Annotated in this window: 23 protein-coding genes and 1 riboswitch; of the genes, 14 read left to right on the top strand and 9 right to left on the bottom strand. The window is 71.4% G+C overall.

Annotated elements, in window-relative coordinates; all coding sequences use genetic code 11:
* Nucleotides 1–6: 6 nt before the first annotated feature.
* Together ABNQ38_RS37010 and ABNQ38_RS37005 are read right to left on the bottom strand one after the other, a co-directional pair.
* Nucleotides 7–729, bottom strand: coding sequence for an ABC transporter ATP-binding protein (locus ABNQ38_RS37010; RefSeq protein ID WP_377811921.1), 723 nt, complete (start codon nt 727–729; stop codon nt 7–9).
* On the bottom strand, nt 722–1498 hold the full coding sequence (locus ABNQ38_RS37005; RefSeq protein WP_377811920.1) for an ABC transporter ATP-binding protein: 777 nt from the start codon (nt 1496–1498) through the stop codon (nt 722–724). Before ABNQ38_RS37005 ends, ABNQ38_RS37010 begins: the two co-directional genes overlap by 8 nt.
* A gap of 329 nt (nt 1499–1827) precedes the next feature.
* A riboswitch (cobalamin riboswitch) is annotated at nt 1828–2048 on the top strand.
* 44 nt (nt 2049–2092) lie between these two features.
* On the opposite strand from ABNQ38_RS37005, the gene ABNQ38_RS37000 reads away from it, so the two are divergent.
* The 8 genes from ABNQ38_RS37000 (at nt 2093) to cobJ (ending at nt 11116) form a co-directional block, all read left to right on the top strand.
* On the top strand, nt 2093–2281 hold the full coding sequence (locus ABNQ38_RS37000; RefSeq protein ID WP_377811919.1) for a CbtB domain-containing protein: 189 nt from the start codon (nt 2093–2095) through the stop codon (nt 2279–2281).
* Between the two features lie 10 nt (nt 2282–2291).
* Entirely contained in the window at nt 2292–3074 is a 783-nt protein-coding gene (locus ABNQ38_RS36995; RefSeq protein ID WP_377811918.1) for a CbtA family protein, read from the top strand.
* 14 nt (nt 3075–3088) lie between these two features.
* Nucleotides 3089–4150, top strand: coding sequence for a cobalamin biosynthesis protein CobW (cobW, locus tag ABNQ38_RS36990; protein ID WP_377811917.1), 1062 nt, complete (start codon nt 3089–3091; stop codon nt 4148–4150).
* A gap of 86 nt (nt 4151–4236) precedes the next feature.
* On the top strand, nt 4237–7641 hold the full coding sequence (gene cobN / locus ABNQ38_RS36985) for a cobaltochelatase subunit CobN (RefSeq protein ID WP_377811916.1): 3405 nt from the start codon (nt 4237–4239) through the stop codon (nt 7639–7641).
* Nucleotides 7638–8963, top strand: a complete 1326-nt coding sequence (cobG, locus tag ABNQ38_RS36980; protein ID WP_377811915.1) for a precorrin-3B synthase — start codon at nt 7638–7640, stop codon at nt 8961–8963. The genes cobN and cobG overlap by 4 nt, the downstream gene beginning before the upstream one ends.
* Nucleotides 8956–9594: a precorrin-8X methylmutase gene (locus tag ABNQ38_RS36975; RefSeq protein ID WP_377811914.1), complete on the top strand. Its 639-nt coding sequence runs from the start codon at nt 8956–8958 to the stop codon at nt 9592–9594. Before cobG ends, ABNQ38_RS36975 begins: the two co-directional genes overlap by 8 nt.
* Nucleotides 9591–10346, top strand: a complete 756-nt coding sequence (locus tag ABNQ38_RS36970) for a precorrin-2 C(20)-methyltransferase (RefSeq protein ID WP_377811913.1) — start codon at nt 9591–9593, stop codon at nt 10344–10346. Before ABNQ38_RS36975 ends, ABNQ38_RS36970 begins: the two co-directional genes overlap by 4 nt.
* Complete coding sequence (cobJ, locus tag ABNQ38_RS36965) at nt 10343–11116, top strand: precorrin-3B C(17)-methyltransferase (RefSeq protein ID WP_377811912.1); 774 nt, start codon at nt 10343–10345, stop codon at nt 11114–11116. The genes ABNQ38_RS36970 and cobJ overlap by 4 nt, the downstream gene beginning before the upstream one ends.
* 18 nt (nt 11117–11134) lie before the next feature.
* Here the strand turns inward: cobJ and ABNQ38_RS36960 are convergent, their stop codons facing one another.
* Nucleotides 11135–11917 (bottom strand): cobalt-precorrin-6A reductase, encoded by a 783-nt coding sequence (locus ABNQ38_RS36960; protein WP_377811911.1) that lies wholly within the window; start codon nt 11915–11917, stop codon nt 11135–11137.
* Here ABNQ38_RS36960 and cbiE point away from each other — a divergent pair.
* The 3 genes from cbiE to cobM are packed head-to-tail and all read left to right on the top strand — an operon-like array spanning nt 11916 to nt 14355.
* Nucleotides 11916–13154, top strand: coding sequence for a precorrin-6y C5,15-methyltransferase (decarboxylating) subunit CbiE (cbiE, locus tag ABNQ38_RS36955; RefSeq protein WP_377811972.1), 1239 nt, complete (start codon nt 11916–11918; stop codon nt 13152–13154). The genes ABNQ38_RS36960 and cbiE overlap by 2 nt on opposite strands.
* A complete protein-coding gene (locus ABNQ38_RS36950) occupies nt 13142–13585 on the top strand; it encodes a cobalamin biosynthesis protein (protein WP_377811910.1) in 444 nt (147 codons plus the stop codon). Before cbiE ends, ABNQ38_RS36950 begins: the two co-directional genes overlap by 13 nt.
* Complete coding sequence (gene cobM, locus ABNQ38_RS36945) at nt 13582–14355, top strand: precorrin-4 C(11)-methyltransferase (RefSeq protein WP_377811909.1); 774 nt, start codon at nt 13582–13584, stop codon at nt 14353–14355. The genes ABNQ38_RS36950 and cobM overlap by 4 nt, the downstream gene beginning before the upstream one ends.
* On the opposite strand, the gene ABNQ38_RS36940 is transcribed toward cobM, so the two are convergent.
* Nucleotides 14322–15503 (bottom strand): cobalt-precorrin-5B (C(1))-methyltransferase, encoded by a 1182-nt coding sequence (locus ABNQ38_RS36940; RefSeq protein ID WP_377811971.1) that lies wholly within the window; start codon nt 15501–15503, stop codon nt 14322–14324. The genes cobM and ABNQ38_RS36940 overlap by 34 nt on opposite strands.
* On the opposite strand from ABNQ38_RS36940, the gene cobA reads away from it, so the two are divergent.
* Genes cobA through bluB form a run of 3 tightly spaced genes read left to right on the top strand, consistent with a single transcriptional unit; the run spans nt 15502 to nt 18279 of the window.
* Complete coding sequence (gene cobA / locus ABNQ38_RS36935; RefSeq protein WP_377811908.1) at nt 15502–16317, top strand: uroporphyrinogen-III C-methyltransferase; 816 nt, start codon at nt 15502–15504, stop codon at nt 16315–16317. The genes ABNQ38_RS36940 and cobA overlap by 2 nt on opposite strands.
* Nucleotides 16295–17620, top strand: a complete 1326-nt coding sequence (locus tag ABNQ38_RS36930; RefSeq protein ID WP_377811907.1) for a cobyrinate a,c-diamide synthase — start codon at nt 16295–16297, stop codon at nt 17618–17620. Before cobA ends, ABNQ38_RS36930 begins: the two co-directional genes overlap by 23 nt.
* Before the next feature lie 2 nt (nt 17621–17622).
* Nucleotides 17623–18279, top strand: a complete 657-nt coding sequence (gene bluB / locus ABNQ38_RS36925) for a 5,6-dimethylbenzimidazole synthase (RefSeq protein WP_377811906.1) — start codon at nt 17623–17625, stop codon at nt 18277–18279.
* Here the strand turns inward: bluB and ABNQ38_RS36920 are convergent.
* The 5 genes from ABNQ38_RS36920 to ABNQ38_RS36900 are packed head-to-tail and all read right to left on the bottom strand — an operon-like array spanning nt 18251 to nt 22638.
* Nucleotides 18251–18490 carry a hypothetical protein gene (locus tag ABNQ38_RS36920; RefSeq protein WP_377811905.1) on the bottom strand — a complete coding sequence of 80 codons (240 nt, stop codon included), beginning with the start codon at nt 18488–18490 and terminating at the stop codon, nt 18251–18253. The genes bluB and ABNQ38_RS36920 overlap by 29 nt on opposite strands.
* A complete protein-coding gene (locus ABNQ38_RS36915) occupies nt 18490–20727 on the bottom strand; it encodes a chemotaxis protein CheA (protein ID WP_377811904.1) in 2238 nt (745 codons plus the stop codon). Before ABNQ38_RS36915 ends, ABNQ38_RS36920 begins: the two co-directional genes overlap by 1 nt.
* The gene (locus tag ABNQ38_RS36910) at nt 20724–21134 is read right to left on the bottom strand and encodes a response regulator (protein WP_377811903.1); all 411 of its coding nucleotides are present in this window, start codon (nt 21132–21134) and stop codon (nt 20724–20726) included. The genes ABNQ38_RS36915 and ABNQ38_RS36910 overlap by 4 nt, the downstream gene beginning before the upstream one ends.
* Nucleotides 21131–22009 (bottom strand): CheR family methyltransferase, encoded by an 879-nt coding sequence (locus ABNQ38_RS36905; protein WP_377811902.1) that lies wholly within the window; start codon nt 22007–22009, stop codon nt 21131–21133. Before ABNQ38_RS36905 ends, ABNQ38_RS36910 begins: the two co-directional genes overlap by 4 nt.
* A 5-nt stretch (nt 22010–22014) precedes the next feature.
* On the bottom strand, nt 22015–22638 hold the full coding sequence (locus tag ABNQ38_RS36900) for a HEAT repeat domain-containing protein (RefSeq protein WP_377811901.1): 624 nt from the start codon (nt 22636–22638) through the stop codon (nt 22015–22017).
* Nucleotide 22639 lies beyond the last annotated feature (1 nt).

The raw sequence follows: 22639 nt of genomic DNA, 5'->3' as shown, positions 1-22639 counted from the left end.
GAGCGCCTATACGCCGAGATAGGTGTGCAGCTTGTCCATGTTGGCGTGGAGCTGGTCGTTGGGGACCATGTCGACCACATGGCCTTCCTCCATCACGTAATGGCGGTCGGCGATGGTAGCGGCGAAGCGGAAGTTCTGCTCCACCAGCACGATGGTGAAGCCGCGTGCCTTGAGCGCCCGCACCGCGACGCCGATCTGCTCGATGATCACCGGGGCGAGGCCCTCGGTCGGCTCGTCCAGCAGGATCAGGGTGGCGCCGGTGCGCAGGATGCGGGCGATCGCCAGCATCTGCTGCTCGCCGCCCGACAGCCGCGTACCCTGGGTCGAACCGCGGCCCTTCAGGTTGGGGAACAGGTCATGGATCTGCGGGACCGTCATCCCGCCCTCCTTGACCACCGGCGGCAGCGTCAGGTTCTCGTCCACGCTGAGGCTTGAGAAGATGCCGCGCTCCTCCGGCACATAGCCGATGCCGAGGCGCGGAATTTTGTGCTGGGCCATGCCGATCAGCTCGGTGCCCTGGAAGCGGATCGAGCCGGTGCGCTTGCCCATGATGCCCATGATGGCGCGCATGGTCGAGGTCTTGCCGGCGCCGTTGCGGCCCAGCAGCGTCACCACCTCGCCTTGTCGCACCTCCAGGCTGACGCCGTGCAACACATGGCTCTCACCATAGAAGCCGTGCAGGTCGGCGATCTCCAGCATCGCAGTCTTGGTCATCGCGCCGTCAGGCATGTCCGGTCCCCCCCGTGCCCATATAAGCTTCCATCACCTGCGGGTTCTTCGAGACGACCTCGTAGGGCCCCTCCGCCAGGATCTCGCCGCGGCGCAGAACGGTGATGGTGTCCGACAGGTGGGCGACGACCGACAGGTTGTGCTCCACCATCAGCACGGTGCGGTCGGCGGCGACGCGCTTGATCAGCGCCGCGGTGCCCTCGATGTCCTCATGGCCCATGCCGGCCAGCGGCTCGTCGAGCAGCATCACCTCCGGGTCGAGCGCCAGGGTGGTGGCGATCTCCAGGGCGCGCTTGCGGCCATAGGGCAGCTCGGCGGCGGTGTGGCCGGCCCAGGGGGTGAGATTGACCGCCTCGATCAGCTCCAGCGCCCGGTCATGCAGGTCGTGGAGCGACGATTCGGACTTCCAGAAGTGGAAGCTGGTGCCGAGCGGCCGTTGCAGCGCGACACGGACATTCTCCAGCACGCTGAGATGCGGGAAGACGGCCGAGATCTGGAAGGAGCGGACCAGCCCCATCAGCGCGATGTCGGCCGGCTTGGTGCGGGTGATGTCGCGGCCCTTGTAGAGGATCTGGCCGCGCGTCGGCGTCAGGAACTTGGTCAGCAGGTTGAACACCGTGCTCTTGCCGGCGCCGTTCGGGCCGATCAGCGCGTGGATGGTGCCGCGGCGAACCTGGAGGTTCACCTCCTTCACCGCCACGAACCCCTTGAACTCCTTAGTCAGGTTGCGCGCTTCCAGGATGATGTCGTCGTTCGGTGCGGCGTTCATCGGTCGCGAATTCTCCTCCCGTTCGTCCTTATGTTCCAGGCATATGCCCGGCGGCCGCCATGCGGCGGGACGTTTCACCGATTGTTGTACGCACAAAGCGTGCCACATGCGGGTTCGCTTCGGCCGGGCCGCCGGCCCCATTGTTTCTCCGCGGGTTTTGCTGCGCTGCCCTCCCCCGGCCACACACCCTTGCGTCGGAAAGTGTCGGATCCCTGGACACTCTGTCCACAAAACATGACAGCATCCAAAGTGTCGGCATGCAAGATCGTCCGTGTGGCAGACGCCTTATTGCGGGCTTGCCAAACGGCCGCGGCACTGCGATGGTGGCCGTCCGACGGTGCCCTGCCCGTCCTGACGGGCGGCGAGGATAATAGGGAATGCGGTGCGGAGCTTTTCGGGATTCCCGGAAGCTCCAATGCCGCGGCTGCCCCCGCAACTGTAAGCGGCGAGCATCCCGTCCATCATGCCACTGGCCCTCCGCGGCCGGGAAGGCGGACGGCGATGCGGCGACCCGCGAGCCAGGAAACCTGCCGGCGGACTTGACCGACCTTTTCCAACCCCGCCGGGTGTGGCGGGAGAACAAGGATGCCTTCGATGACCGCCCGTTCGATCAACGCCGCTACCAGCTCCGCGTCCCGCAGCGCCGCCCAGACCGCGGTCGCCGCCTTTGCCGCGATCCTGCTGGGCAGCTTCCTGCTGTATGGCGTCGGCTTCGCCCAGCCGCAGCAGATCCATGACGCGGCGCACGACGCCCGTCACTCCTTCGCGTTCCCCTGCCACTAAGCAGCGGGTCATGGATCTGATCCGGCGGCTGTTCACAGCCGCTCTGGTCGCGGGCGTGCTCTCCGGCACGGCCGCTTCCGTCGTTCAGCAGGCGACGACCGTCCCGCTGATCCTCGAAGCCGAGAAATACGAGGTGGTGACCCCGCCTCCCGCAACCGCCGCCGCTCCTACGACTGCCGCCCCAGCCGCCAGCCACGCGGAAGGCCACCAGCATGGCCCCGTGCGCGAGGTCGGCGAAGGCGTGCCGGTCACGCTGGACGAGGCGATGCAGCGCATCGGCCTGACCATCGCCGCCAACCTGATCGCCGGCGTCGCCTATGCGCTGCTGCTGGCGGCCGCGATCCTGCTGGCCGGACGGCCGGTCGATGCCCGCCGCGGGCTGGTCTGGGGCATAGGCGGCTTCGTCGCCGTTTCGCTGGCCCCGTCCTTCGGCTTGGCGCCGGAACTGCCGGGCATGGCCGGGGCGGAGCTGGAGCTGCGTCAGCTCTGGTGGCTGTCCGCCGCGGCCGGTGCCGGCGTCGGCATCGCCGCCCTCGCCTTCGCCCGCAACCGTCTGGTCATCGCCGTCGCCGTTCTGGCCGCAGCGTTGCCCCATCTGATCGGCGCCCCCCATCCGGAAAGCGCCGAGGGTGCCGTTCCACCGGAACTGGCCGCCCGCTTCGTCACCGCCTCGCTCGGGTCCGCCGCCCTGTTCTGGGCGATCCTGGGCTCCGTCTGCGGCTGGCTGATGAGCGGCGTGGTCGAACCGGCCGAATCGCGCCCGGCCCTGCGGGTTCAGCCCGGCGCGCGTTAAGGAGGCTCCATCCCATGTCCGCTCTTGCGAAAACGGCCGCCGGCAAGGTTCCGGCGACCGTCATCACCGGCTTCCTCGGCGCCGGCAAGACCACGCTGATCCGCGGCCTGCTTGAAAAGGCCGACGGCCGCCGGCTGGCGCTGATCATCAACGAGTTCGGCGATGTCGGCATCGACGGCGACATCCTGCGCGCCTGCGGCAGCCCGACCTGCACCGAAGACGACGTGATCGAACTGGCGAACGGCTGCCTGTGCTGCACCGTCGCCGACGACTTCGTCCCCGCCATCGAGAAGCTGCTGGCCCGCCCGGAGCCGCCCGAGCATATCGTGATCGAGACCAGCGGCCTCGCCCTGCCCAAGCCACTGGTCCAGGCTTTCAATTGGCCGGCGATCAAGACCCGGGTCACCGTGGACGGCGTCATCGCCGTGGTGGACGCCGCCGCCGCCGCGGAGGGCCGCTTCGCCCCCGACCCCGCGGCGCTGGAGGCCCAGCGCGACGCCGCCGGCACCGTCGATCACGAGACACCGATCGAGGAGGTGTTCGAGGACCAGCTGCTCTGCGCCGACCTGATCGTCGTCAACAAGACCGATCTGCTGGCCGACGGCGACCTCGCCCGTGTCGAGGAGCTGATCCGCGGCGCCCTCGCCCACACGGTCGGCCGCGACGCCAAGCTGGTCCGCGCCTCCCAGGGTGCGGTCGATCCGCTGGTTCTGCTCGGCGTCGGTGCGGCGGTGGAGGACGATCTCGCCAGCCGTCCCAGCCACCATGACGACGAAGAGGGCCACGACCACGACGACTTCACCAGCTTCGTGGTGGAACTGCCGGCGCAGCCCGATCCGGCCGCCCTGGCGATGACGCTGGAAAAGGTCGCCGGACTGCATGGCGTTCTGCGCCTGAAGGGCTTCATCGACGTGCCCGGCAAGCCGATGCGCCTGCTGGTCCAGGGGGTCGGCACCCGCATCCAGACCCACTACGACCGGCTGTGGAAGCCGGGCGAGGAACGCCGCAGCCGTCTGGTGGTGATCGGCGAGACCGGGCTGGACCGCGATGCGGTGACGCGGGCGGTTGTCGGGTAAGAGTGAGAGTAGTGCGGCGTCCGCCCCCTCCTTGACCTCCGCCGTTTTCGAGGGGGAGGGGGCAAACGCCCCTGGACATCAAAATCATGCACCTGCTTGCCGCCCGCCAGGACGAACTGGACGCCGGCCCCCAGGCGGAAGATCTGGGGCAGACGCCGGCCGACCTCGTCATGCTGTCCTTTTCCGACAGCGATCTGACCGCGCTCGCCGCCGCATGGCGGGCAGGACGCGAGCACTTGCCCAGCCTGCGCCTCGCCAACCTCAACCGGCTCGGCCATCCGCTGTCGGTCGATCTCCACGCCGACACCGTCGTCGCCAAGGCCAAGCTGGTCGTCCTGCGCCTGCTCGGCGGCAGCGGTTACTGGCGCTATGGCCTCGACCGCCTGTCCGCCCTCTGCCGCGAACGCTGCATCCCGCTCGCCGTCCTGTCGGGAGAGGCGCAGCCCGACCCGAACCTGACCGCCTACGGCACCGTTCCGCCAGACACCGCCAACCGGCTGTGGCGTTATTTCACCGAGGGCGGCCCGGCCAACATCGGCCATCTGCTGGCCTGTGCCGCGACGCTCGCCGGCACGCCGCTGCCCTATGAAGACCCGGCCCCCGTCCCGCGCTTCGGCGCTTACGACGGCTGGACCGGCCCCGCCGCTGCCCCCATAGCCGCCGGGGCGCCGGTCGCGGCGGTGGTGTTCTACCGCTCCCACCTGCTGGCCGGCGACCTCGCCCCGGTCCATGCCCTGTGCGACGCACTGGCCGCGCGCGGCCTCGCCCCCCGTCCGCTGTTCGTCGCCAGCCTGAAGGAGCCGGACTGCGCCGCCTGGATGCGCGCCAGCCTGATTGCGCAGAACGCCACCGTCGTCGTCAACACCACCGCCTTCTCGGCGGCGCGCGAGGACGGTTCGCCGCTGGAGGCCAACGGCAGCCCGGTTCTGCAAGCCATCCTCGCCACCACGCCGGAAGCCGGCTGGCAGGCGTCCTCGCGCGGGCTGGCGCCGTCCGACCTCGCGATGAATGTCGTGCTGCCGGAGATGGACGGCCGCATCATCGCCCGCGCCATCGCCTTCAAGACGGCAGGGGAGCCCGACCCCGACCTGCAATTCGCCGCACCGGCCCTGCGCCCGATCCCTGACCGCGTCGCCTTCACCGCCGACCTCGCGGCGAGCTGGGTCCGCCTGTCCCGCACCCCGCGGGCGAAGCGGCGGGTCGCGCTGGTGCTGTCCGACTATCCCGGCCCCGGCGGCGGCATCGGCCATGCCGTGGGGCTCGACAGCCCGGCCAGCACCGTGGCGATGCTCCACCGCCTGTCCGCCGAGGGCTACAGCCTGTCCGCCGTTCCGGACAGTGGCGCCGGCCTTATGGAGTCCCTCACCGGCACGCCCACCGCGATCCTGTCGCTGGACGACTATCTGCGCTTGGCGCCGCCGAGCTTGCGCGCTTGCATCGCCGAAACCTGGGGCGAGCCTGCCGCCGACCCTGCCTGCCGCGACGGCGCCTTCGCCTGCCGCACCCTGCCCTGTGGCAATGCCGTTGTGGCGGTGCAGCCCAGCCGCGGCCACGGTCCCCTGACCACCGCGCAGCACCACGACCCCGACACCCCGCCCAGCCACGGCTATCTCGCCTTCCACCTGTGGCTTCGCCATGCCGTCGGCATCCATGCCCTGGTGCAGATCGGCGCCCACGGCACGCTGGAATGGCTGCCCGGCAAGGCGGTGGCGCTGTCGGCGGAGTGCTGGCCGGAGATCGTCGGCGGCGCCCTGCCGACGCTCTATCCCTTCATCGTCAACAACCCCGGCGAGGGGGTGCAGGCCCGCCGCCGGCTGGGCGCCGTTCTGATCGGCCATCTGACCCCTCCGCCGGTGGAGGCCGGCCTCCATGGCGACCTCGCGGCACTCGAAACCGCCATCGACGAATATTCGCAGGCGACCGGGCTCGACCCGCGCCGGCTGGGCATGCTGCGCGAGACCATCCTCGACCTCGCCTGGAAGTCCGGCGTCGCCGCCGACTGCAACCTGCGCCCCGACGACGATCCCGACGCCATTCTGTCGCGGCTGGACGCCCATCTCTGCGACGTCAAGGAGATGCAGATCCGCGACGGACTGCATGTCTTCGGCCACAGCCCGGCCGGCGAGCGCCGCGGCCGGCTGACCGCCGCCGTTGCGCGGACCGCCGATCCGGCCATGGTCGCCACGGCGGTCGATGCCTGCGGCGAGGCGGAGATGCAGGCGCTGCTCGACGGGTTGGACGGCCGCTTCGTCCGCCCCGGCCCCGGCGGGTCGCCGGCGCGCGGCCGGGCCGACACGCTGCCGACCGGCCGCAACCTCTATGCGCTCGACCCGCGCGGGGTGCCGACGCCGACCGCTTGGACTCTCGGCTGGCAAGCGGCCGACGCGCTGATCACCCGCTATCTCCAGGACCATGGAGACTGGCCGCGCCGGCTGGTGGTGGATTGCTGGGGCACCCCCGCCATGCGCACCGGCGGCGACGAGCTGGCCCAGGCGCTGGCCCTGCTCGGCGTGCGTCCGATCTGGGAGAACGGCTCCGGCCGCGTCACCGGCTACGAGATCATGCCGGCCGGCGTGCTGGCCCGTCCGCGGGTCGATGTGACGCTGCGCATCTCCGGCCTGTTCCGCGACGTCTTCCCGCAGCAGATCGCCCTGTTCGATCAGGCGGTGCGCGCCGTCGCCGGGCTGGACGAGCCCGACGATACCAACCCGCTGGCCGCCACCGCGCGGGCCGAGGAACAGCGCCTCGCCGCAGCCGGCACCGAGGCGGAGGATGCCCGCCGCTGGGCCACCGCTCGCATCTTCGGCGCCGCCCCCGGCATCTACGGCACGGCGCTGTCCGGCATGATCGCGCGCGGCGACTGGACCGCGCGGGCCGATTTCGGCGCCGCCTATCTGGAGGGCGGCTGCCACGCCTATGGCGCCGGGCTGGAGGGGGTGCCGCTGCCAGCCTTGTTCCGTCGCCGGGTCGGCGGTGCCGACGCCTTGGTGCACCATCAGGACCAGCGCGAGCACGACGTGCTGTCCACCGATGGCTTCATGCAGTTCGAGGGCGGCTTCGCCGCGGCTGCCGCGCTGGAAGATTCCGAACCGGCGCTTTACCATCTCGACAGCGCCGATCCGGACAAGCTCGCCGTCCGCACCCTGGCGGAGGAGATTGCCCGCACCCTGCACGGCCGGGCGGCCAACCCGCGCTGGATCCGGGGCATGATGCGCCACGGCTATCGCGGCGCGGCGGAACTGGCGGCAAGCGTCGACACGCTGTTCGCCTTCGCCGCCACCACCGACGCCGTACGTCCCGCCCATTTCGACCTGCTGTTCGACGCGTACGTCGAGGATGCGGAGGTGTGGGACTTCCTGTCGCACGCCAACCCTGCCGCTGCCCGGCATATTCTGGCGCGCATGAGCGAGGCGCTCGACCGCGGCCTGTGGCATCCCCGCCGCAACTCCACCGCGGAGGATCTGCGGCGCCTGCGGGAGATCGCCGCATGACGAGCCCTGTCGCCAGCCAGCCGCGGCGCCGCGGCGTTTGCCCCGGCGTGCTGGTGCCGATGCAGGTCGGCGACGGCTTTCTGCTGCGCGTCCGCGTTCCGGCCGGCGTGCTGCCTGCCGATCACGCACGCCGTATCGCTGAGTTGGGTGATCGTTACGGCAACGGTCTGATCGACCTCAGCCAGCGCGGTAACCTGCAACTGCGCGGCATCGCCGCCGACGGGCTGGAGCCGGTGACCGAAGCCCTGCGCGGCATGGGGTACGTCTCCGGCGATGCGGCGAGCGAAGCGGTGCGCAACTTGCTGTGCTCCCCCACCGCGGGGCTGGACCGCACCGCGCCGATGGACGTACAGGGGGTGGCGCGTACGCTGGATGCGCGACTTGCGGAGGATGCGGCTCTGCATCGCCTGCCGCCGAAGTTCGGCTGGCTGGTTTGCGGCGGCGGCATCGGTCATCTGGCGGACAGCAGCACGGATGTACGCTTCGACCCGGTGGATGGCGAACGGTTCCAGGTGTCCTTGGGCGGGACTCTGGCGAAGGCTGCACCGCTGGGATTTTGCCGGGCGGAGGACGTTGCGGATGTGGCGTCGGCGCTGGGGCGGGCCTTTTCGGAGTTGCGCGCGACACTGCCGGAGCCGCCGCGCCGCATGGCCGGATTGGTCGCGGGGATGGGTACTGATCCGTTTAGAACGCGCCTTTCCGTCTTAATATCTCCTCTCTCCCCCGGGGAGAGGATCAAGGTGAGGGGGACGCACCTCATGGATCTCTTCGGCTCCGCCGAACCCCCTCATCCTAACCTTCTCCCCGGGGGGGAGAAGGGGTCCCAGTCGGGGAAAGTCGTCGCCTTCCCCTTCGGCCGCCTCACCGCGGCCACCCTCGCCGCCCTCGCCTCCGCCTGCGCCGAGATCCGCATCACCCCCTGGCGCGCCCTCATCCTCGTCGCCCCTTCCAAGGACGCCGAGGCCGTCGCCCACACCCACGGCGCCATCCTGTCCCACAACGACCGCCGGCTGAAGCTGACCGCCTGCAGCGGCGCCGGCGGCTGCGACGTCGGCACCACCGACACCCATGCGACGGCACTCGCCATTGCCGAGCGCGCAGGCCCCTTGCTGGACCCGGTGCGAATGGTGCATGTGTCGGGCTGCGCCAAGGGCTGCGCCCATCCCGCCATCGCCGATGTCACCCTGACCGCCCGCGACGGGGTGTATGACGTCGCCCTGAACGCAAAACCCGGTGACGCTTCCCCGTACACCGGCCTGTCCCCCGCCGACGCCGTGGCCCGCGTCGCGGATCTGTTGACCGAGGAGTTCACCGGTGCCTGAGCCGCTCTACGACTATATCCGCGACGGAGCGGCCATCTACCGCCAGTCCTTCGCCACCATCCGGGCGGAGGCCGACCTGACCGCCATCCCCGACGACCTGAAGCCAGTGGCGGTGCGCGTCATTCACGCCTGCGGCATGGTCGATGCGGCCCAGGATCTGCTGCTCTCCACCGACGTCGGCAGCGCCGCCCGCACGGCCCTGCGCGCCGGCGCGCCCATCCTTTGCGACAGCGAAATGGTCGCCCATGGCGTGACCCGCGCCCGCCTGCCGGCCGGCAACGCCGTGGTCTGCACGCTGCGCGATGCCGCCGTACCCGATCTGGCGAAGTCCATCGGCAACACCCGTTCCGCCGCGGCGCTCGACCTGTGGGGCGACCGGCTCGGCGGCTCGGTGGTCGCCATCGGCAACGCGCCGACCGCCCTGTTCTACCTGCTGGAGATGCTGGCGGCCGGCGCGCCGAAGCCGGCAGCGATCCTGGGATTCCCCGTCGGCTTCGTTGGGGCGATGGAGAGCAAGGAGGCGCTGGCGGAAAATCCCTTCGGCGTGCCTTATCTGGCGATCCGCGGCCGGCGCGGCGGCAGCGCCATGGCCGCCGCCGCCGTCAACGCGCTGGCGAGCGACGTCGAATGAGCGGCGATATTTCCATTCCCAATCCATCCACTCCGGGCACCCTGTTCGGCGTCGGCGTCGGCCCCGGCGATCCGGAGCTGATGACGCTGAAGGCGGTGCGCACCATCGGCGTCTGCCCGGTCGTCGCCTATTTCTGCAAGCGCGGCACGCGGGGGCAAGCCCGCCGCATCGCCGATCAGGCGATCAGGCCCGACCAGATCGAGCTGCCGATGGTCTATCCGGTGACGGTGGAGCTGCCGCCGACCCATCCGGACTATGGCCGCCAGATCGAAGCCTTCTTCGACGAGTCCGCAGCCCGCATCGCGGAGCATCTCGCCGCCGGCCGTTCGGTCGCGGCGCTGAACGAAGGGGATCCGTTCTTCTACGGCTCCTTCATGCACCTGTTCTTGCGACTGTCCGGCCGTTTCAAGGCGGAGGTCATTCCCGGCGTCACCAGCATGGTGTGCAGCGCCTCGCTGCTGCCGCGCCCGCTGATGCTGCGCGACGACGTGCTGTCGGTGATCCCCGGCACGCTGGACGAGGCGGCGCTGGTCCGCGCGTTGACCGCCGCCGATGCCTGCGTGGTGATGAAGCTGGGCCAGAACCTGCCCAAGGTCCGCCGCGCCATCGCCGCCGCCGGGCTGGCCGAACGGGCCTGGTATGTCGAGCGCGCCAGCATGGACGAGCAGCGCTTCATGCCCTTCCTGGAGGCGCCGGACGTCGCCCCCTACTTCTCGCAGATCGTCATTCCGGGCGAGGGCAAGCGCGGATGAGCGGCCCCGAGAGCAATGGCTGGTTGAAAGTGGTGGGGTTGGGGCCGGGCCCCGAGGATTGGCTGACGCCGGAAGCCCGGCGCGATCTGGCCGAGGCGACCGACCTCGTCGGCTATTTCCCCTATGTCGAGCGCGTGCCGCCGGGCGATCAGGTGCGCCACGCCTCCGACAACCGGGTGGAACTGGATCGCGCCCGCTTCGCGCTCGATCTGGCGGCGCAGGGCCGGCGGGTCGCGGTGGTGTCGGGTGGCGATCCCGGCATTTTCGCCATGGCCGCCGCCATTTTCGAGGCGCTGGACGATCCCGACGCGCCCGAAGCGTGGCATGCGGTGCATCTCTCGGTCGATCCCGGCGTTTCCGCCATGCAGGCTGCCGCGGCGCGGGCCGGCGCGCCGCTCGGCCATGATTTCTGCGCCATCTCGCTGTCCGACAATCTGAAGCCGTGGGAGGTGGTGCTGCGACGACTGCGTCTGGCGGCGGAGGCGGATTTCGTCATCGCGCTCTACAACCCGATCTCCAAGGCCCGGCCCTGGCAACTGGGCGCCGCCTTCGACGCCCTGCGCGACATCCGCGCGCCCGAGACCCCCATCGTGCTGGGCCGCGCCGTCGGCCGCCCCGACGAGGAACTGACCGTCACGACGCTGGGCGAAGTGCGGGCGGAGCAAGCCGACATGCGCACGCTGGTCATCATCGGCGCCTCGCACACGCGTTTCGTCGCACGTGCGGACGGCGGGCGCTGGGTCTACACCCCCCGGCATTACCGGGGGTGAGGGCAAGCCGTGGAAGCCTCACCCCACCCCTTCCAACCACCTCACCGCCGTATCCACGTCGTGCAGCTCCGCCACGCCGTTACCGGACGGCCGTTCCACCATCACCACCGGCAGGCCGAGCCGGCGTGCAGCCTCCAACTTCGCGTCGGTGGCGCGTCCGCCGCTGTTCTTGCTGACGACCACCTCCACCCCCTCCCCCCGCATCAGCGCCAGTTCGCCCTCGACAGTGAACGGCCCGCGGTCGAGGATCAGGCTCATGCGCGGCAGGGCCGGCATCGGCTCCGGCGGGTCGACGGCGCGGATCAGGTAGCGCTTGTCCGGCATCGCCTCGAAGGCCGCGACCTCCTGCCGGCCGATGGTCAGGAACACGGTGTCGCCCAAGCCGCGCAAGGCGAGCGCCGCAGCCGCCATGTCCGGCACGCCGATCCAGCGGTCGCCCGCCCCCGCCGCCCAGGCCGGCCGGGTCAGGAGACGCAGCGGCACGCCGGCCCGCGCACAGGCCGCGGCGGCATTGGCGGAGATCTGGGCCGCGAAGGGATGGGTCGCATCGATCACCGCCCCAATGCCTTCGGCGCGCAGGTATTCGGCCAGCCCCTCCACCCCGCCGAAGCCGCCGATGCGGGTCGGCAGCGGCGGCAGCACCGGGTTCTTCGTGCGGCCGGCCAGCGACACACGGGCGTCGATGCGCGGATGGCCGGCCAGCCGCTTGGCCAGCGCCGTCGCCTCCGTCGTGCCGCCCAAAATCAGCGCCTTGACCAACTCCCCCTCCCCACCCGTCAGGATCGGCGCCATGGATAGCATGGGAACGGCCCGCTGGCTCAGCATCGTCGGCATCGGCGAAGATGGCTGGGACGGTTTGTCGCCCGCCGCCCGCGCGGCGGTGGAAAGCGCGGCCATCCTCCATGGCGGCAGCCGCCATCTCGATCTCGTACCGGTCGTTGCGGGACAGGAACGGCTGCCCTGGCCGTCGCCGATGACCGATGCCTTCCCCGGCCTTCTCGCCCGCCGCGGCCAGCGGGTGTGCGTGCTGGCGAGCGGCGATCCGTCCTGGTACGGGGTGGGCGCCACCCTGTCGCGACTCGTTCCGGCTGCGGAAACGACGGTGATCCCGGCGGCTTCCGCCTTCAGCCTCGCCGCATCCCGGCTGGGCTGGCCGTTGCAAGACTGCCGCTGCCTGACCGTTCACGGCCGACCGCTGGAGCAGATCGTTCCGCATCTGCAACCCAATGCCAAACTGCTGCTTCTTTCCTGGGACGGAACGACTCCGGCCAAGCTGGCGACCCTGCTGCGCGCCCGTGGTTTCGGCGCCTCGCGCCTGACGGTGCTGGAGGCGATGGGCGGCCCGCACGAGGCCCGGCTGGAGGCCACCGCCGACGCCTGGACGGCCGAACGCACAGCCGACCTCAACACCATCGCGCTCGACTGCGTTGCCTCGCCCGGCGCCCGCATCCTGCCGCTGGCGCCCGGCCTGCCCGACGACTGGTTCGAGCATGACGGCCAGATCACCAAGCGCGAGGTGCGCGCCGTCACCCTGTCCTTCCTGGCGCCGCGCCGTGGGGAACTGCTGTGGGATGTCGGCGCCGGGTCGGGCTCCATCGGCATCGAATGGATGCTGCGCGATCCGGCCAACCGCGCCATCGCCGTCGAGCATCACCCGGAGCGGATCGCCCGAATCCTGACCAACGCCGCCGCCTTCGGCGTGCCCGGCCTGACGCTGGCGCGCGGCAAGGCGCCGGCCGCGCTGGAGGGTCTGGAGCGGCCGGACGCCGTCTTCATCGGCGGCGGGCTGACCGCGGATGGCCTGCTGGCCGCCTGCTGGGACGCCCTGCCCCCCGGCGGCCGGATCGCCGCCAATGCGGTAACGCTGGAAAGCGAGGCCGTGCTGTTCGACGCGCACAAGCGGCTGGGCGGCGAGCTGACCCAGATTTCGGTGGCCCGCGCCTCGGCGGTCGGCGGTTTCCGCGGCTGGCGCGCGTCGATGCCGGTCACGTTGTGGCGGGCCGAAAAGCCCTATGCGGAGGGCGCATGGACCGCCTGACCCCCGATGCCCTGCTGTTCGGCCCGGTCTTTGTCGGGCTGGGCTGCCGCCGCGGCTGCGGTTGGGAGGAGATCGCCAATCTGGTCGCCGCCGCCTTTGACGAGGCGGCCCTGCCCGACGCCGCGCGCCAGCTGGCGGCGCTGGCCGCCCCGGCGATGAAGGCCGACGAGGCGGGGTTGGCCGAAGCGGCCCGCGCGCTCGGCCTGCCGCTGCGCTTCATCGAGGAGGAGGCGATGCTGGCGGCGCAGGACCGCGTCCACACCCGCTCCGCCACCGTGCTGGCCGCGGTCGGGCTGGCCTCCGTCGCGGAAGCGGCCGCACTGGCCGCCGCCGGGCCGGGATCGCGCCTGCTGCTGCCGCGCCGTTCCACCCCCCGCGCCACCGTGGCGCTCGCCTTGCCTGCCGTCGCTTTGCTGGAGACCCGTTCATGACCGTCCATTTCATTGGTGCCGGACCGGGCGCTCCCGACCTGCTGACCCTGCGCGGCCGCGACCTGATCGCACGCTGCCCGGTCTGCCTCTATGCCGGCTCGCTGGTGCCGAAGGAGATCATCGCCCATGCGCCGGCCGGCGCGCGGATCGTCGACACCGCGCCGCTGACGCTGGAGGAGATCGTCGCCGAGTTCCAGTCAGCCCATGCCGCCGGCCAGGACGTGGCGCGGCTGCATTCCGGCGACCTGTCGGTCTACAGCGCCTTGGGCGAGCAGACCCGCGCGCTGCGGGAGCTGGGCATCCCCTACACCATCACCCCCGGCGTGCCGGCCTTCGCCGCCGCGTCGGCCGCGCTGGGGCGGGAACTGACCCTGCCGGAGGTCAGCCAGACGCTGATCCTGACCCGCACCGAAGGCCGCGCCTCGGCGATGCCGGCGAACGAGACGCTGGAGGTGCTGGGCGCCTCGGGCGCGACGCTGGCGGTCCATCTGTCGATCCACGTCATCGACCGGGTGGTGGAGCGGCTGACCCCGCTCTACGGTGCCGACTGCCCGGCGGCGGTGGTCTACCGCGCCACATGGCCGGACGAGCGGGTGCTGCGCGGAACGCTGGCCGACATCGCCGCGCAGGTCGCGGCCTCACCGATGGAACGGACCGCGCTGATCCTGGTCGGCCCGGCGCTGGGCCATGAAGAGTTCCGTTGCAGCGCGCTCTATGACGGCAGCCATGTGCGGCGCTACCGGGGGCTGGGCCAGGAGTTGGGGGAGTGAGCCTCTCCCACGATGCGCCCCTGCCGGTCGGTGACCAGCACCTCGACCGCGACCGGCGCATCCTCCAGCACATCCTGCGCGGCACGACGGGCCAGCTCGGCCACATGGTCGGCCAGCGGCAGGCCGGCGGCGTCCGCCATGCCCAGCACCTGCGCCGCGGTGTTGGCGCCGCGCGCCTGGGCGACCAGCTCCGGCCCGGCGCCGAGATCGGCCAGCCGCCCGGCCAGCCAGTCGAAGTCCACACTGTTGCGCTTGCTGTGCAAATCCATCAGCCCGCGCGCCAGCTTGCCGAATTTGGCGAAGCCGCCGCAAAGCGTCAGGTGGGGGATCGGGTGCCGGCGCAGGTACTTCAGCGTGCCGCCGACGAAATCGCCCATGTCGAGCAGAGCCTGTTCCGACAGGCCATAGCGCGCCACCACCGCCTTTTCCGACAGATCGCCGGTGCAGGCCGCGACATGGCCCAGCCCGGCCGCCCGCGCCACGTCGACTCCGCGCTGGATCGAGGCGATCCAGGCAGCGCAGGAATAGGGCACGACGATCCCCGTCGTTCCCAGGATCGACAACCCGCCGAGGATGCCGAGCCGCCCGTTCATGGTGCGCTTGGCGAGCAGTTCGCCGTTTTCCACCCCGACCTCGACCACCAGATCGGCCGGCTGGCCGGCGGCGGCGGCGGCCTCCCCCACCGCCTGCGCGATCATGCGGCGCGGCACCGGGTTGATCGCCGGCTCGCCGACGGCCAGGGGCAGGCCGGGCAGGGTCACGGTGCCGACGCCGGGACCGGCGCGGAAAGTCACGCCGCTGCCGGGCGCACCGCGCCACACCCGCGCCCGCACCAGCGCGCCATGGGTCACATCGGGATCGTCGCCGGCATCCTTGACTATGCCGGCCATGGCCCAGGGTCCGCCCGGGAATTCACCCGGCGAACCCTCCGCCCCCTCGCCCCGTTCGGTCACCGCGAGCGCGAAGGCCGGGGTCTGGCCACCGGGCAGGGTCACCGTCACCGGATCGGGGAACTCCCCGCCGAACAGGGCATCCGCCGCCGCCCGCGCCGCGGCGGTGGCGCAGGTTCCCGTCGTCCAGCCGCGGCGCAAGGGTGTAGCATCCTCCGCACCGCCTTCCGTCTTCTCCGAGCCCGAGTCCGCGTTCATGTCGTTTGAGTCGTCCATTCCCGAAAGCGTCCTGGTTCCCTTCGCCCCCGGCAGCGTCTGGCTGGCCGGGTCCGGCCCCGGCGACCCCGGCCTGCTGACCCTGCTGGCTCTGCAAGGTCTAAGGCAAGCCGACGTCATCGTCCATGACGCGCTGGTCAACGAACGGATCATGGCGCTCGCCAGCCCGTCGGCAAGGCTGGAGTTCGCCGGAAAGCGCGGCGGCCGTCCCTCCGCCCATCAGGACGACATCACCAACCGCCTGATCGAACTGGCGAAGGAGGGGCACCGCGTCCTGCGCCTGAAGGGCGGCGACCCCTTCGTCTTCGGCCGCGGCGGCGAGGAGGCGCAGGCACTGGCGGCGGAGGGCATCCCCTTCCGCATTGTGCCCGGCATCACGTCCGGCATCGCCGGCCCGGCCTATGCCGGCATCCCGGCGACCCACCGCGACACCAACCAGGCGGTGATCCTGGCGACCGGCCATTCGCTGGGCGGTGGGCCGGACTGGCGGGCGCTGGCCGCCACCAAGGCGCCGCTGATCCTCTATATGGGGTGGAAGGCACTGCCGACCATCGCGGCGGAGCTGATGGCCGGCGGCCTGTCCGCCGACACTCCCGTCGGCGTGGTGACGGAGGCGACGACCGACAATCAGAAGAGCCTCGTCACCAGCCTCGGCACCTGCGTCGCCGATCTGGCGGCGAGCGGGCTGGAGCCGCCGGCCATCATCGTGATCGGCGAGGTGGTGCGGCTGCGCCCGGCGCTGGAGTGGCTGCCGGCCCAGACGGCGCTTCAGCATGCCAGAGGGACAAATGGCTAAGGGGATCATCATCGCGGCGCCGGCCTCCGGCACCGGCAAGACGACGCTGACGCTCGGCCTGCTGGCGGCGCTCCGCGCCCGCGGCGTGGCGGTGGGGGCGGTGAAATCGGGGCCGGACTACATCGACCCGGCCTTCCACCGTGCCGCCACCGGCCGGCCCAGCGTCAATCTCGACACCTGGGCGATGGGGCCGGATTTGCTGGACGGGCTGGCCGCCCGCGCCGCCGAGGGTGCCGATCTGCTGGTCTGCGAAGCGCTGATGGGCCTGTTCGACGGCGTTGCCGGCGTCGGTGCCACCGGCACCGGGTCGACGGCGGAGATCGCGGCGCGCACCGGCTGGCCGGTCCTGCTGGTGGTGAACGCCAAGGGCCAGTCGCAGTCGGCCGCCGCCTTGGTGAAGGGCTTCGCCACCTACCGCGACGACGTGACCATCGGCGGCGTCGTGCTGAACAATGTCGGCAGCCCGCGCCACACCGCGCTGGCCGGCAATGCCATCGAGGCGCTGGGAATCCCCTTGCTGGGCGCTCTCCCCCGCGCCCCGGATCTCAGCCTGCCCGAACGTCATCTCGGCCTCGTCCAGGCCGACGAGACGGAGGGGCTGTCCGACCGGCTGGCCGCCCTCGGCCGCTTCATCGCCGAGCATGTCGACCTCGACCGCGTCGTCGCCCTCGCCAAGCCGTCGCAGGCCGGGCGTGGCAGCGATGCCCCCGCCCTGTTGCCGCCGGGCCAGCGCATCGCCATCGCGCGGGATGCCGCCTTCACCTTCGTCTATCCCCACCTGACCGCCGGCTGGCAGGCGGCGGGCGCGGAGCTGCGCTTCTTCTCCCCCCTGGCCGACGAGCCGCCGCCGGACGCGGACGCCGTCTATCTGCCCGGCGGCTATCCGGAGCTGCATGCCGGCCGCCTCGCCGCCAACCACGTCTTCCGCGACGGCTTGCGCGCGGCGGCGGAGCGGGTGCCGGTCTATGGCGAGTGCGGCGGCTACATGGTGATGGGCGAAACGCTGGAGGATGCCGACGGCGTCACCCACAAGATGACCGGGCTGCTGGGGGTGCGCACCTCCTTCGCCAAGCGGCGGCTGCATCTGGGCTATCGCCGGGCGTCGCTGCTGGCCGACGGACCGCTGGGAGCGGCAGGATCGCCACTGATGGGGCATGAGTTCCATTACGCCTCAACCCTGTCCCGCGGCGACGACGCCCCGCTGCTGCAGGCGACCGCGGCGGACGGCAGCGACCTGGGCGCGCTCGGCAGCCGGCGCGGCCGGGCGCTCGGTTCCTTCGTCCATCTGATCGCACGGGGGTGACGATGGAGGAGGATTTCACCGCGGCGGAGCGTGACGCGCTCTACAAGGCGATCTTTTCCCGCCGCGACGTGCGCGGGCAGTTCCGCCCCGACCCGGTTCCGGACGAGGTGCTGACCCGCATCCTGCTGGCTGCCCACCATGCGCCGTCGGTCGGCTTCATGCAGCCCTGGAACTTCATCGTCATCACCGATCCGCAGGTGAAGTCCCGCATCCACGCCGATTTCGCCCGCGCCAACGAAGAGGCGGAGGCGATGTTCGACGGCGAACGGCGCAGCCTCTACAGCCGCCTGAAGCTGGAGGGCATCCGCGAGGCGCCGGTCAACCTGTGCATCACCTGCGACCGCGAACGCTCCGGCCCGGTGGTGCTGGGCCGCACCCACATGCCGGCGATGGATCTCTACAGCTGCGTCTGCGCCGTCCAGAACCTGTGGTTGGCCGCGAGGGCGGAAGGGCTCGGAGTCGGCTGGGTCAGCATTTTGCACGAGGAGGCGCTGAGGGAAGCGCTCGGCATCCCGGAGCGGATCGTGCCGATCGCCTATCTCTGCCTCGGCCACGTCACCCATTTCGAAGCGACGCCGGAGTTGGAAACCAAGGGCTGGCGCAAGCGCCTGCCCTTGGAGGAGCTGGTGTTCAGGGACCGGTGGCAGGGAGGGGGATGACGCGCGCCAGAAACGCGTCCTCCGGCCCCGCCGTCATCGTCGGCCGCGCCGCCAGCAGCAGTTGCAGCAGTGCGGTGTGCAGGTCGGTGCAGGTCGACAGATCGACGCGCGGCGCCGCCGTCGCCTCCAGCCATTCGGCGAGCGGCAGGGCGTCCTCGACGGTGCAGGCGGCCTCGAAGCGGGCGAGGTCGGCGTCATAACGGATCGGCATCACAACAGCTCCCGCAGATCGAGCACCAGGATCAGCCGGCCGTCCCCCAGCACCGCCGTGCCGGCATAGCCGCGCAGCCCCCGCAGAACCCCGGTCATCGGACGCAGCACCACGTCGGCGCGCTCGCCGACATCGTCCACCGCCACGGCGACCGGCCCGTCGCCCAGTTCGGCAAGCACGACGCAGTCGGCCCCACCCCCATGCCCGTGCCCGCCCCCGTCATCGGGGGGCTGGCCCAGCAGGCGGCGCAGGCGGACCAGCGGCACCACCCGGTCGCGCAGCACGATGCTTTCCGCCCGCTTCACCCCGCGGATCTCGGACCGCGGGATCCGCTGGACGCCACCGACCACCGCCACCGGGATGCCATAGAAGGATCCCGCCGCCTCCACCACCACGACCCGGGTGATGCTGAGCGTCAGCGGCAGCGCCAGCCGCACCCGCGTGCCGCTGCCGGGGGTCGAGGCGATCTCCACCCGGCCGCCGGCCCGTTCCACCGCCGCGCGCACCGCATCCATGCCAACCCCGCGGCCGGACAGGTCGGACACGCTGCCGGCGGTGCTGAAGCCCGGAGCGAAGACCAGCCGCACGGCCTCGTCGTCGCCGAGCGCCGCGGCGGCATCCGGGGCGAGCAGCCCCTTGGCGACGGCGGCTTTGCGCATCGCCGCCGGGTCGATGCCGGCGCCGTCGTCCGACACCTCCACCACCACCCCGCCCTTGTCCTGGAAGCCACGGACCCGCAAGGTGCCGCCCGGCGGCTTGCCCGAGGCGGCCCGGCGCTCCGGCGCCTCGATGCCATGATCGATTGCGTTGCGCACCAGATGCAGCAACGGCTCGCCCAGCACGTCGAGGATGTCCTTGTCGGCCTCCGTCTCCGCCCCGTCCAGCACCAGTTCGACCGTCTTGTCCAGCCGGCGGGCGGTGTCGCGCACCAGCCGGGGCAGCGGATCGAACACGCGGGCGAGCGGCAGCAACCGCAGGCGCAGCGCCGCATGGCTGAGGTCGCCGACCAAGCTGTCCAGCCGGGCGGAGAAGGCCTTCATGTCGCGCGTCAGCTCGCCGTCCCCGACGCGGCGGACCAGCGGTCCCAACTGCCCCTTCACCACCGACAGCTCGCCGACCAGCGCCATCAGCGCGTCCATCCGCTCCGGCTCGACCCGCAGGGCGCGGCGCGGGGAGGCAGGCCGTGCCTCGGCCACAGCGGGCTTTTCCGGAGGGCCGTTTTCCTGAGGCTCGTCGGCCAGGAAGCGGCGCAACGTCCCGGCATCGGCGCAGGCCGCCGCCACGACGCCCCGGTCGGCCGGTCGGCCCAGCGCCGCCAGGATCGCGGCGACCGCACGCGCCACCGCGGCGCTGCGCGACCCGCGTTCGGCGGCGCTGCCCGGCAGGTCGAGAATGCGCGCCTGCTCCTCCAGCATCGCCGCCGCCAGCGAGCCCGGCGGCGCTATGGCAATCGGCTTGGCGGGGGGGTGTGCCGTGGCAGGCGCCGCAACAGGGGCCAGCGTGACGCTGCCGATCCGCACCTGATCGGGAACGCTGCGGAAGGCCGGCGTCACCGCCTCCACCCCGGCGCCGCTCAACGCGCGGAAGCGCAGCAGGCAGCGGTAGGGGTCCATCTGCGCCAGCGGCGGCAGCGGTTCCGCCGGTTCGATCCGCAGCAGCCGCAGGTCGGGAACCCGCCGGAACAGGGCCAGCGGATCGTCGCCGGTGAAGAAGCACTCCGGATCGGGCCTGTAGTCGATGGCGGTCAGCACGTCGCCGGCCATCCCCACCGCATCCCGGTCCTCACCGGCCAGCACCGCCACCCAAGGGAAGGTGTCCGCCTCCCCGGCGGCCTTTCCGCCACCGGCCGCCCCCTCCGCGGACACCCCGGACAGCCCGCGGACCAGCGTGTCCGCCGCCTGTGCCGCGTCGGCGGGCAGGGCGCCTGTGTCCTCCAGCGCCGCCACCCAGCGGGCGCACTGGTCGAGCGCACGGAACAGCCGGTCGGCCAACTCCGGCGTCATGCTGCGCCGGCCGTCGCGCAGCAGCGACAGCGTGTCCTCCCCGGCATGGACCAGCCGGGTAAAGGCCGCCATGTCGAACAGGCCGCTCGCCCCCTTCAGCGTGTGGAAGGCGCGGAACAGCTCGTCCACCGACGCGCGGTCGGCGGGATCGCGCTCCAGCGCCAGAAGCGCACCGCCGGCCGTCTCCAGCAGCTCCTGCGCCTCGACGACGAACTGGTCGAACAGCTCGCTCATGGCGCGCCCTCCGTGGTGAGAGGTTGCCCGGTCAGCAGCCGCGCCGCCTCCGCCAGCACCTCCGGCCGCGGCGGCTTGACGATATACCAGTTGGCGCCGGCCAGCAGGGCCTGCTCGCGGTCGCTGTCCTTCGATTCGGTGCTGATCATGATGGCGGGCACGTCGCGCAGCGCCGGATCGCGGCGCAGGACGCGCAGCATGGTGTAGCCGTCCATCTTGCGCATGTTGACGTCGACGATCACCAGATCGGGCGGGGCGACCATGGCGCGCTCCAGCCCCTCAATGCCGTTCACCGCCTCGTCCACCACGAAGCCGGCGCCCTCCAGCACGCGGCGGCTGAAGGCGCGGACAGTCACGGCGTCGTCCACCACCAGAACGCGCGGCCCGCCGGTATCCTGCCCGCTCATGCGCCACCTCCGTCGACCGGCTTCTGGTAGAGGATGGCGTCGGGGAAGCGGCGCGGCACGAACAGCGAGGACATGCGGCTCATGCTTTCCGAATGGCCGAGACAGACGAAGCCGCCCGGCGCCAGGGCATCGTGGAACATGCTCGCCGTCTCCCGTCGGCCAAGATCGTCGAAATAGATCAGCAGGTTGCGGCAAAAGATCACGTCGATCCCGCGAAAATCCCGCACCTGCTGCGGGTCGGTGAGGTTGACCAGCGAGAAATCGACCGAGTCCCGCAAATCCTCGACGATCTGCCAGCGCGGTCCCCAGCCCTCGGCCGCCCCGCGCAAGGGCTGGAAATATTTGGCGCGCAGATGCGCCGGCAGGGCCTGCAGGGCGCGCTCGTCATAGATGCCTTCGCGCGCGCGTTCCAACACCGCGCTGTCGATGTCCGAGGCCAGCAGCTCGATCTCGTAATCGTCGACCCGGCTCCAGTTCTCCAGCAGCATGATGGCGATGGAATAGGGCTCCTCCCCGGTGGCGCAGCCGGCCGACCAGATGCGCAGCCGCGAGCCCTTGGGCCGCCCCCGCACCAGCTCGTCGAGGACGGAATTCACCAGACAGTCGAACTGGTACTTCTCGCGGAAGAAATAGGTCTCGTTCACCGTCATCAGGTTGACGAGCCGCTGAAGCTCCTCCCCCGACGCCTGGAAGCGCAGCAGATTCATGTAGGCGCGCAGATCCGCCGCCCCGACCGCCTGCATGCGGGTGGCGACGCGGCGGTCGACGAAATAGCGCTTGGCCTCGGTGAAGGACAGGCCGGTGCGCTCCCGCAGGAAGCCGCACAGGGTGGCATAATCCTCCGGCGACAGGCCTTGCGGGTCGGTTTCGCTCACTCCGTTCACCGTCCGCGGAAGCTGGAACGCGCGGCATCGACGGCGAAGGCGACGAAGGCGTCGTCGGGGAAGCGGCAGGCCAGCGTCTCCAGGCTGGACAGCGCTTCCGGGCTGCCGGCCTCGGCCAGCGCCTCGACCGCGGCGAGGCCGACATTCACGTCGCAATCGCGCTCCATGACCCGTGCCAGCCAATCGGCGCGGTCCGGATGGGCGAGGATGCCCAACCCCTGCACCGCGAAGATGCGCAGATCGGCGTCGGCATGGTCGAGCAGCGGCAGCAGTGCCGGGGCGGCGATCTCCGCCGGCATCTGCTGCAGGCTTTCCAGCGCCGCGTTGCGCAAGGCCGCATCCTCGCGGTCGAGGAACGGGACGATGGCCGCCGCCGCCGCAGGCGTGGCGATGCGGGCGAGCGCCGTCAGGATGGCCTCGCGCACGCCGGTGTCGCCCTCCGCCTGAAGCCGGTGGGCGAGCGCCGCTTCGGCACCCGGCGGCGGGCTGTGGCCAAGCCCATGGGCGGCATCGCGGCGGACCGCGGCGTCGGCATCCTTCAGCGCGGCCAGCGGATCGCGCGCAACCCCGGAGTCCGCCAGGGGAGCCTGCGGAGCGGCCTTCTTCTTCACAAGTCCCATG

This window comes from Azospirillum sp. A29 (genome assembly GCF_042604625.1).
GTDB lineage: Bacteria > Pseudomonadota > Alphaproteobacteria > Azospirillales > Azospirillaceae > Azospirillum > Azospirillum palustre.
Note: the sequence above shows the minus strand (reverse complement) of the source record. Positions and strands in the feature narration are given on the sequence as shown.

What these genes read in the sequence shown, in the direction of transcription:
- ABNQ38_RS36930 (WP_377811907.1), top strand. Translation starts at nt 16,295, where the DNA reads ATGCCAGAGGGACAAATGGCTAAGGGGATCATCATCGCGGCGCCGGCC.
- ABNQ38_RS36960 (WP_377811911.1), bottom strand. Translation starts at nt 11,917, where the DNA reads ATGCTATCCATGGCGCCGATCCTGACGGGTGGGGAGGGGGAGTTGGTC.
- ABNQ38_RS37010 (WP_377811921.1), bottom strand. Translation starts at nt 729, where the DNA reads ATGCCTGACGGCGCGATGACCAAGACTGCGATGCTGGAGATCGCCGAC.
- ABNQ38_RS36995 (WP_377811918.1), top strand. Translation starts at nt 2,292, where the DNA reads ATGGATCTGATCCGGCGGCTGTTCACAGCCGCTCTGGTCGCGGGCGTG.
- ABNQ38_RS36970 (WP_377811913.1), top strand. Translation starts at nt 9,591, where the DNA reads ATGAGCGGCGATATTTCCATTCCCAATCCATCCACTCCGGGCACCCTG.
- cobM (WP_377811909.1), top strand. Translation starts at nt 13,582, where the DNA reads ATGACCGTCCATTTCATTGGTGCCGGACCGGGCGCTCCCGACCTGCTG.
- bluB (WP_377811906.1), top strand. Translation starts at nt 17,623, where the DNA reads ATGGAGGAGGATTTCACCGCGGCGGAGCGTGACGCGCTCTACAAGGCG.
- cobJ (WP_377811912.1), top strand. Translation starts at nt 10,343, where the DNA reads ATGAGCGGCCCCGAGAGCAATGGCTGGTTGAAAGTGGTGGGGTTGGGG.
- ABNQ38_RS36950 (WP_377811910.1), top strand. Translation starts at nt 13,142, where the DNA reads ATGGACCGCCTGACCCCCGATGCCCTGCTGTTCGGCCCGGTCTTTGTC.
- ABNQ38_RS37005 (WP_377811920.1), bottom strand. Translation starts at nt 1,498, where the DNA reads ATGAACGCCGCACCGAACGACGACATCATCCTGGAAGCGCGCAACCTG.
- cbiE (WP_377811972.1), top strand. Translation starts at nt 11,916, where the DNA reads ATGGGAACGGCCCGCTGGCTCAGCATCGTCGGCATCGGCGAAGATGGC.
- cobG (WP_377811915.1), top strand. Translation starts at nt 7,638, where the DNA reads ATGACGAGCCCTGTCGCCAGCCAGCCGCGGCGCCGCGGCGTTTGCCCC.
- ABNQ38_RS36915 (WP_377811904.1), bottom strand. Translation starts at nt 20,727, where the DNA reads ATGAGCGAGCTGTTCGACCAGTTCGTCGTCGAGGCGCAGGAGCTGCTG.
- ABNQ38_RS36910 (WP_377811903.1), bottom strand. Translation starts at nt 21,134, where the DNA reads ATGAGCGGGCAGGATACCGGCGGGCCGCGCGTTCTGGTGGTGGACGAC.
- ABNQ38_RS36940 (WP_377811971.1), bottom strand. Translation starts at nt 15,503, where the DNA reads ATGAACGCGGACTCGGGCTCGGAGAAGACGGAAGGCGGTGCGGAGGAT.
- cobA (WP_377811908.1), top strand. Translation starts at nt 15,502, where the DNA reads ATGTCGTTTGAGTCGTCCATTCCCGAAAGCGTCCTGGTTCCCTTCGCC.
- cobW (WP_377811917.1), top strand. Translation starts at nt 3,089, where the DNA reads ATGTCCGCTCTTGCGAAAACGGCCGCCGGCAAGGTTCCGGCGACCGTC.
- ABNQ38_RS37000 (WP_377811919.1), top strand. Translation starts at nt 2,093, where the DNA reads ATGACCGCCCGTTCGATCAACGCCGCTACCAGCTCCGCGTCCCGCAGC.
- ABNQ38_RS36900 (WP_377811901.1), bottom strand. Translation starts at nt 22,638, where the DNA reads ATGGGACTTGTGAAGAAGAAGGCCGCTCCGCAGGCTCCCCTGGCGGAC.
- ABNQ38_RS36920 (WP_377811905.1), bottom strand. Translation starts at nt 18,490, where the DNA reads ATGCCGATCCGTTATGACGCCGACCTCGCCCGCTTCGAGGCCGCCTGC.
- cobN (WP_377811916.1), top strand. Translation starts at nt 4,237, where the DNA reads ATGCACCTGCTTGCCGCCCGCCAGGACGAACTGGACGCCGGCCCCCAG.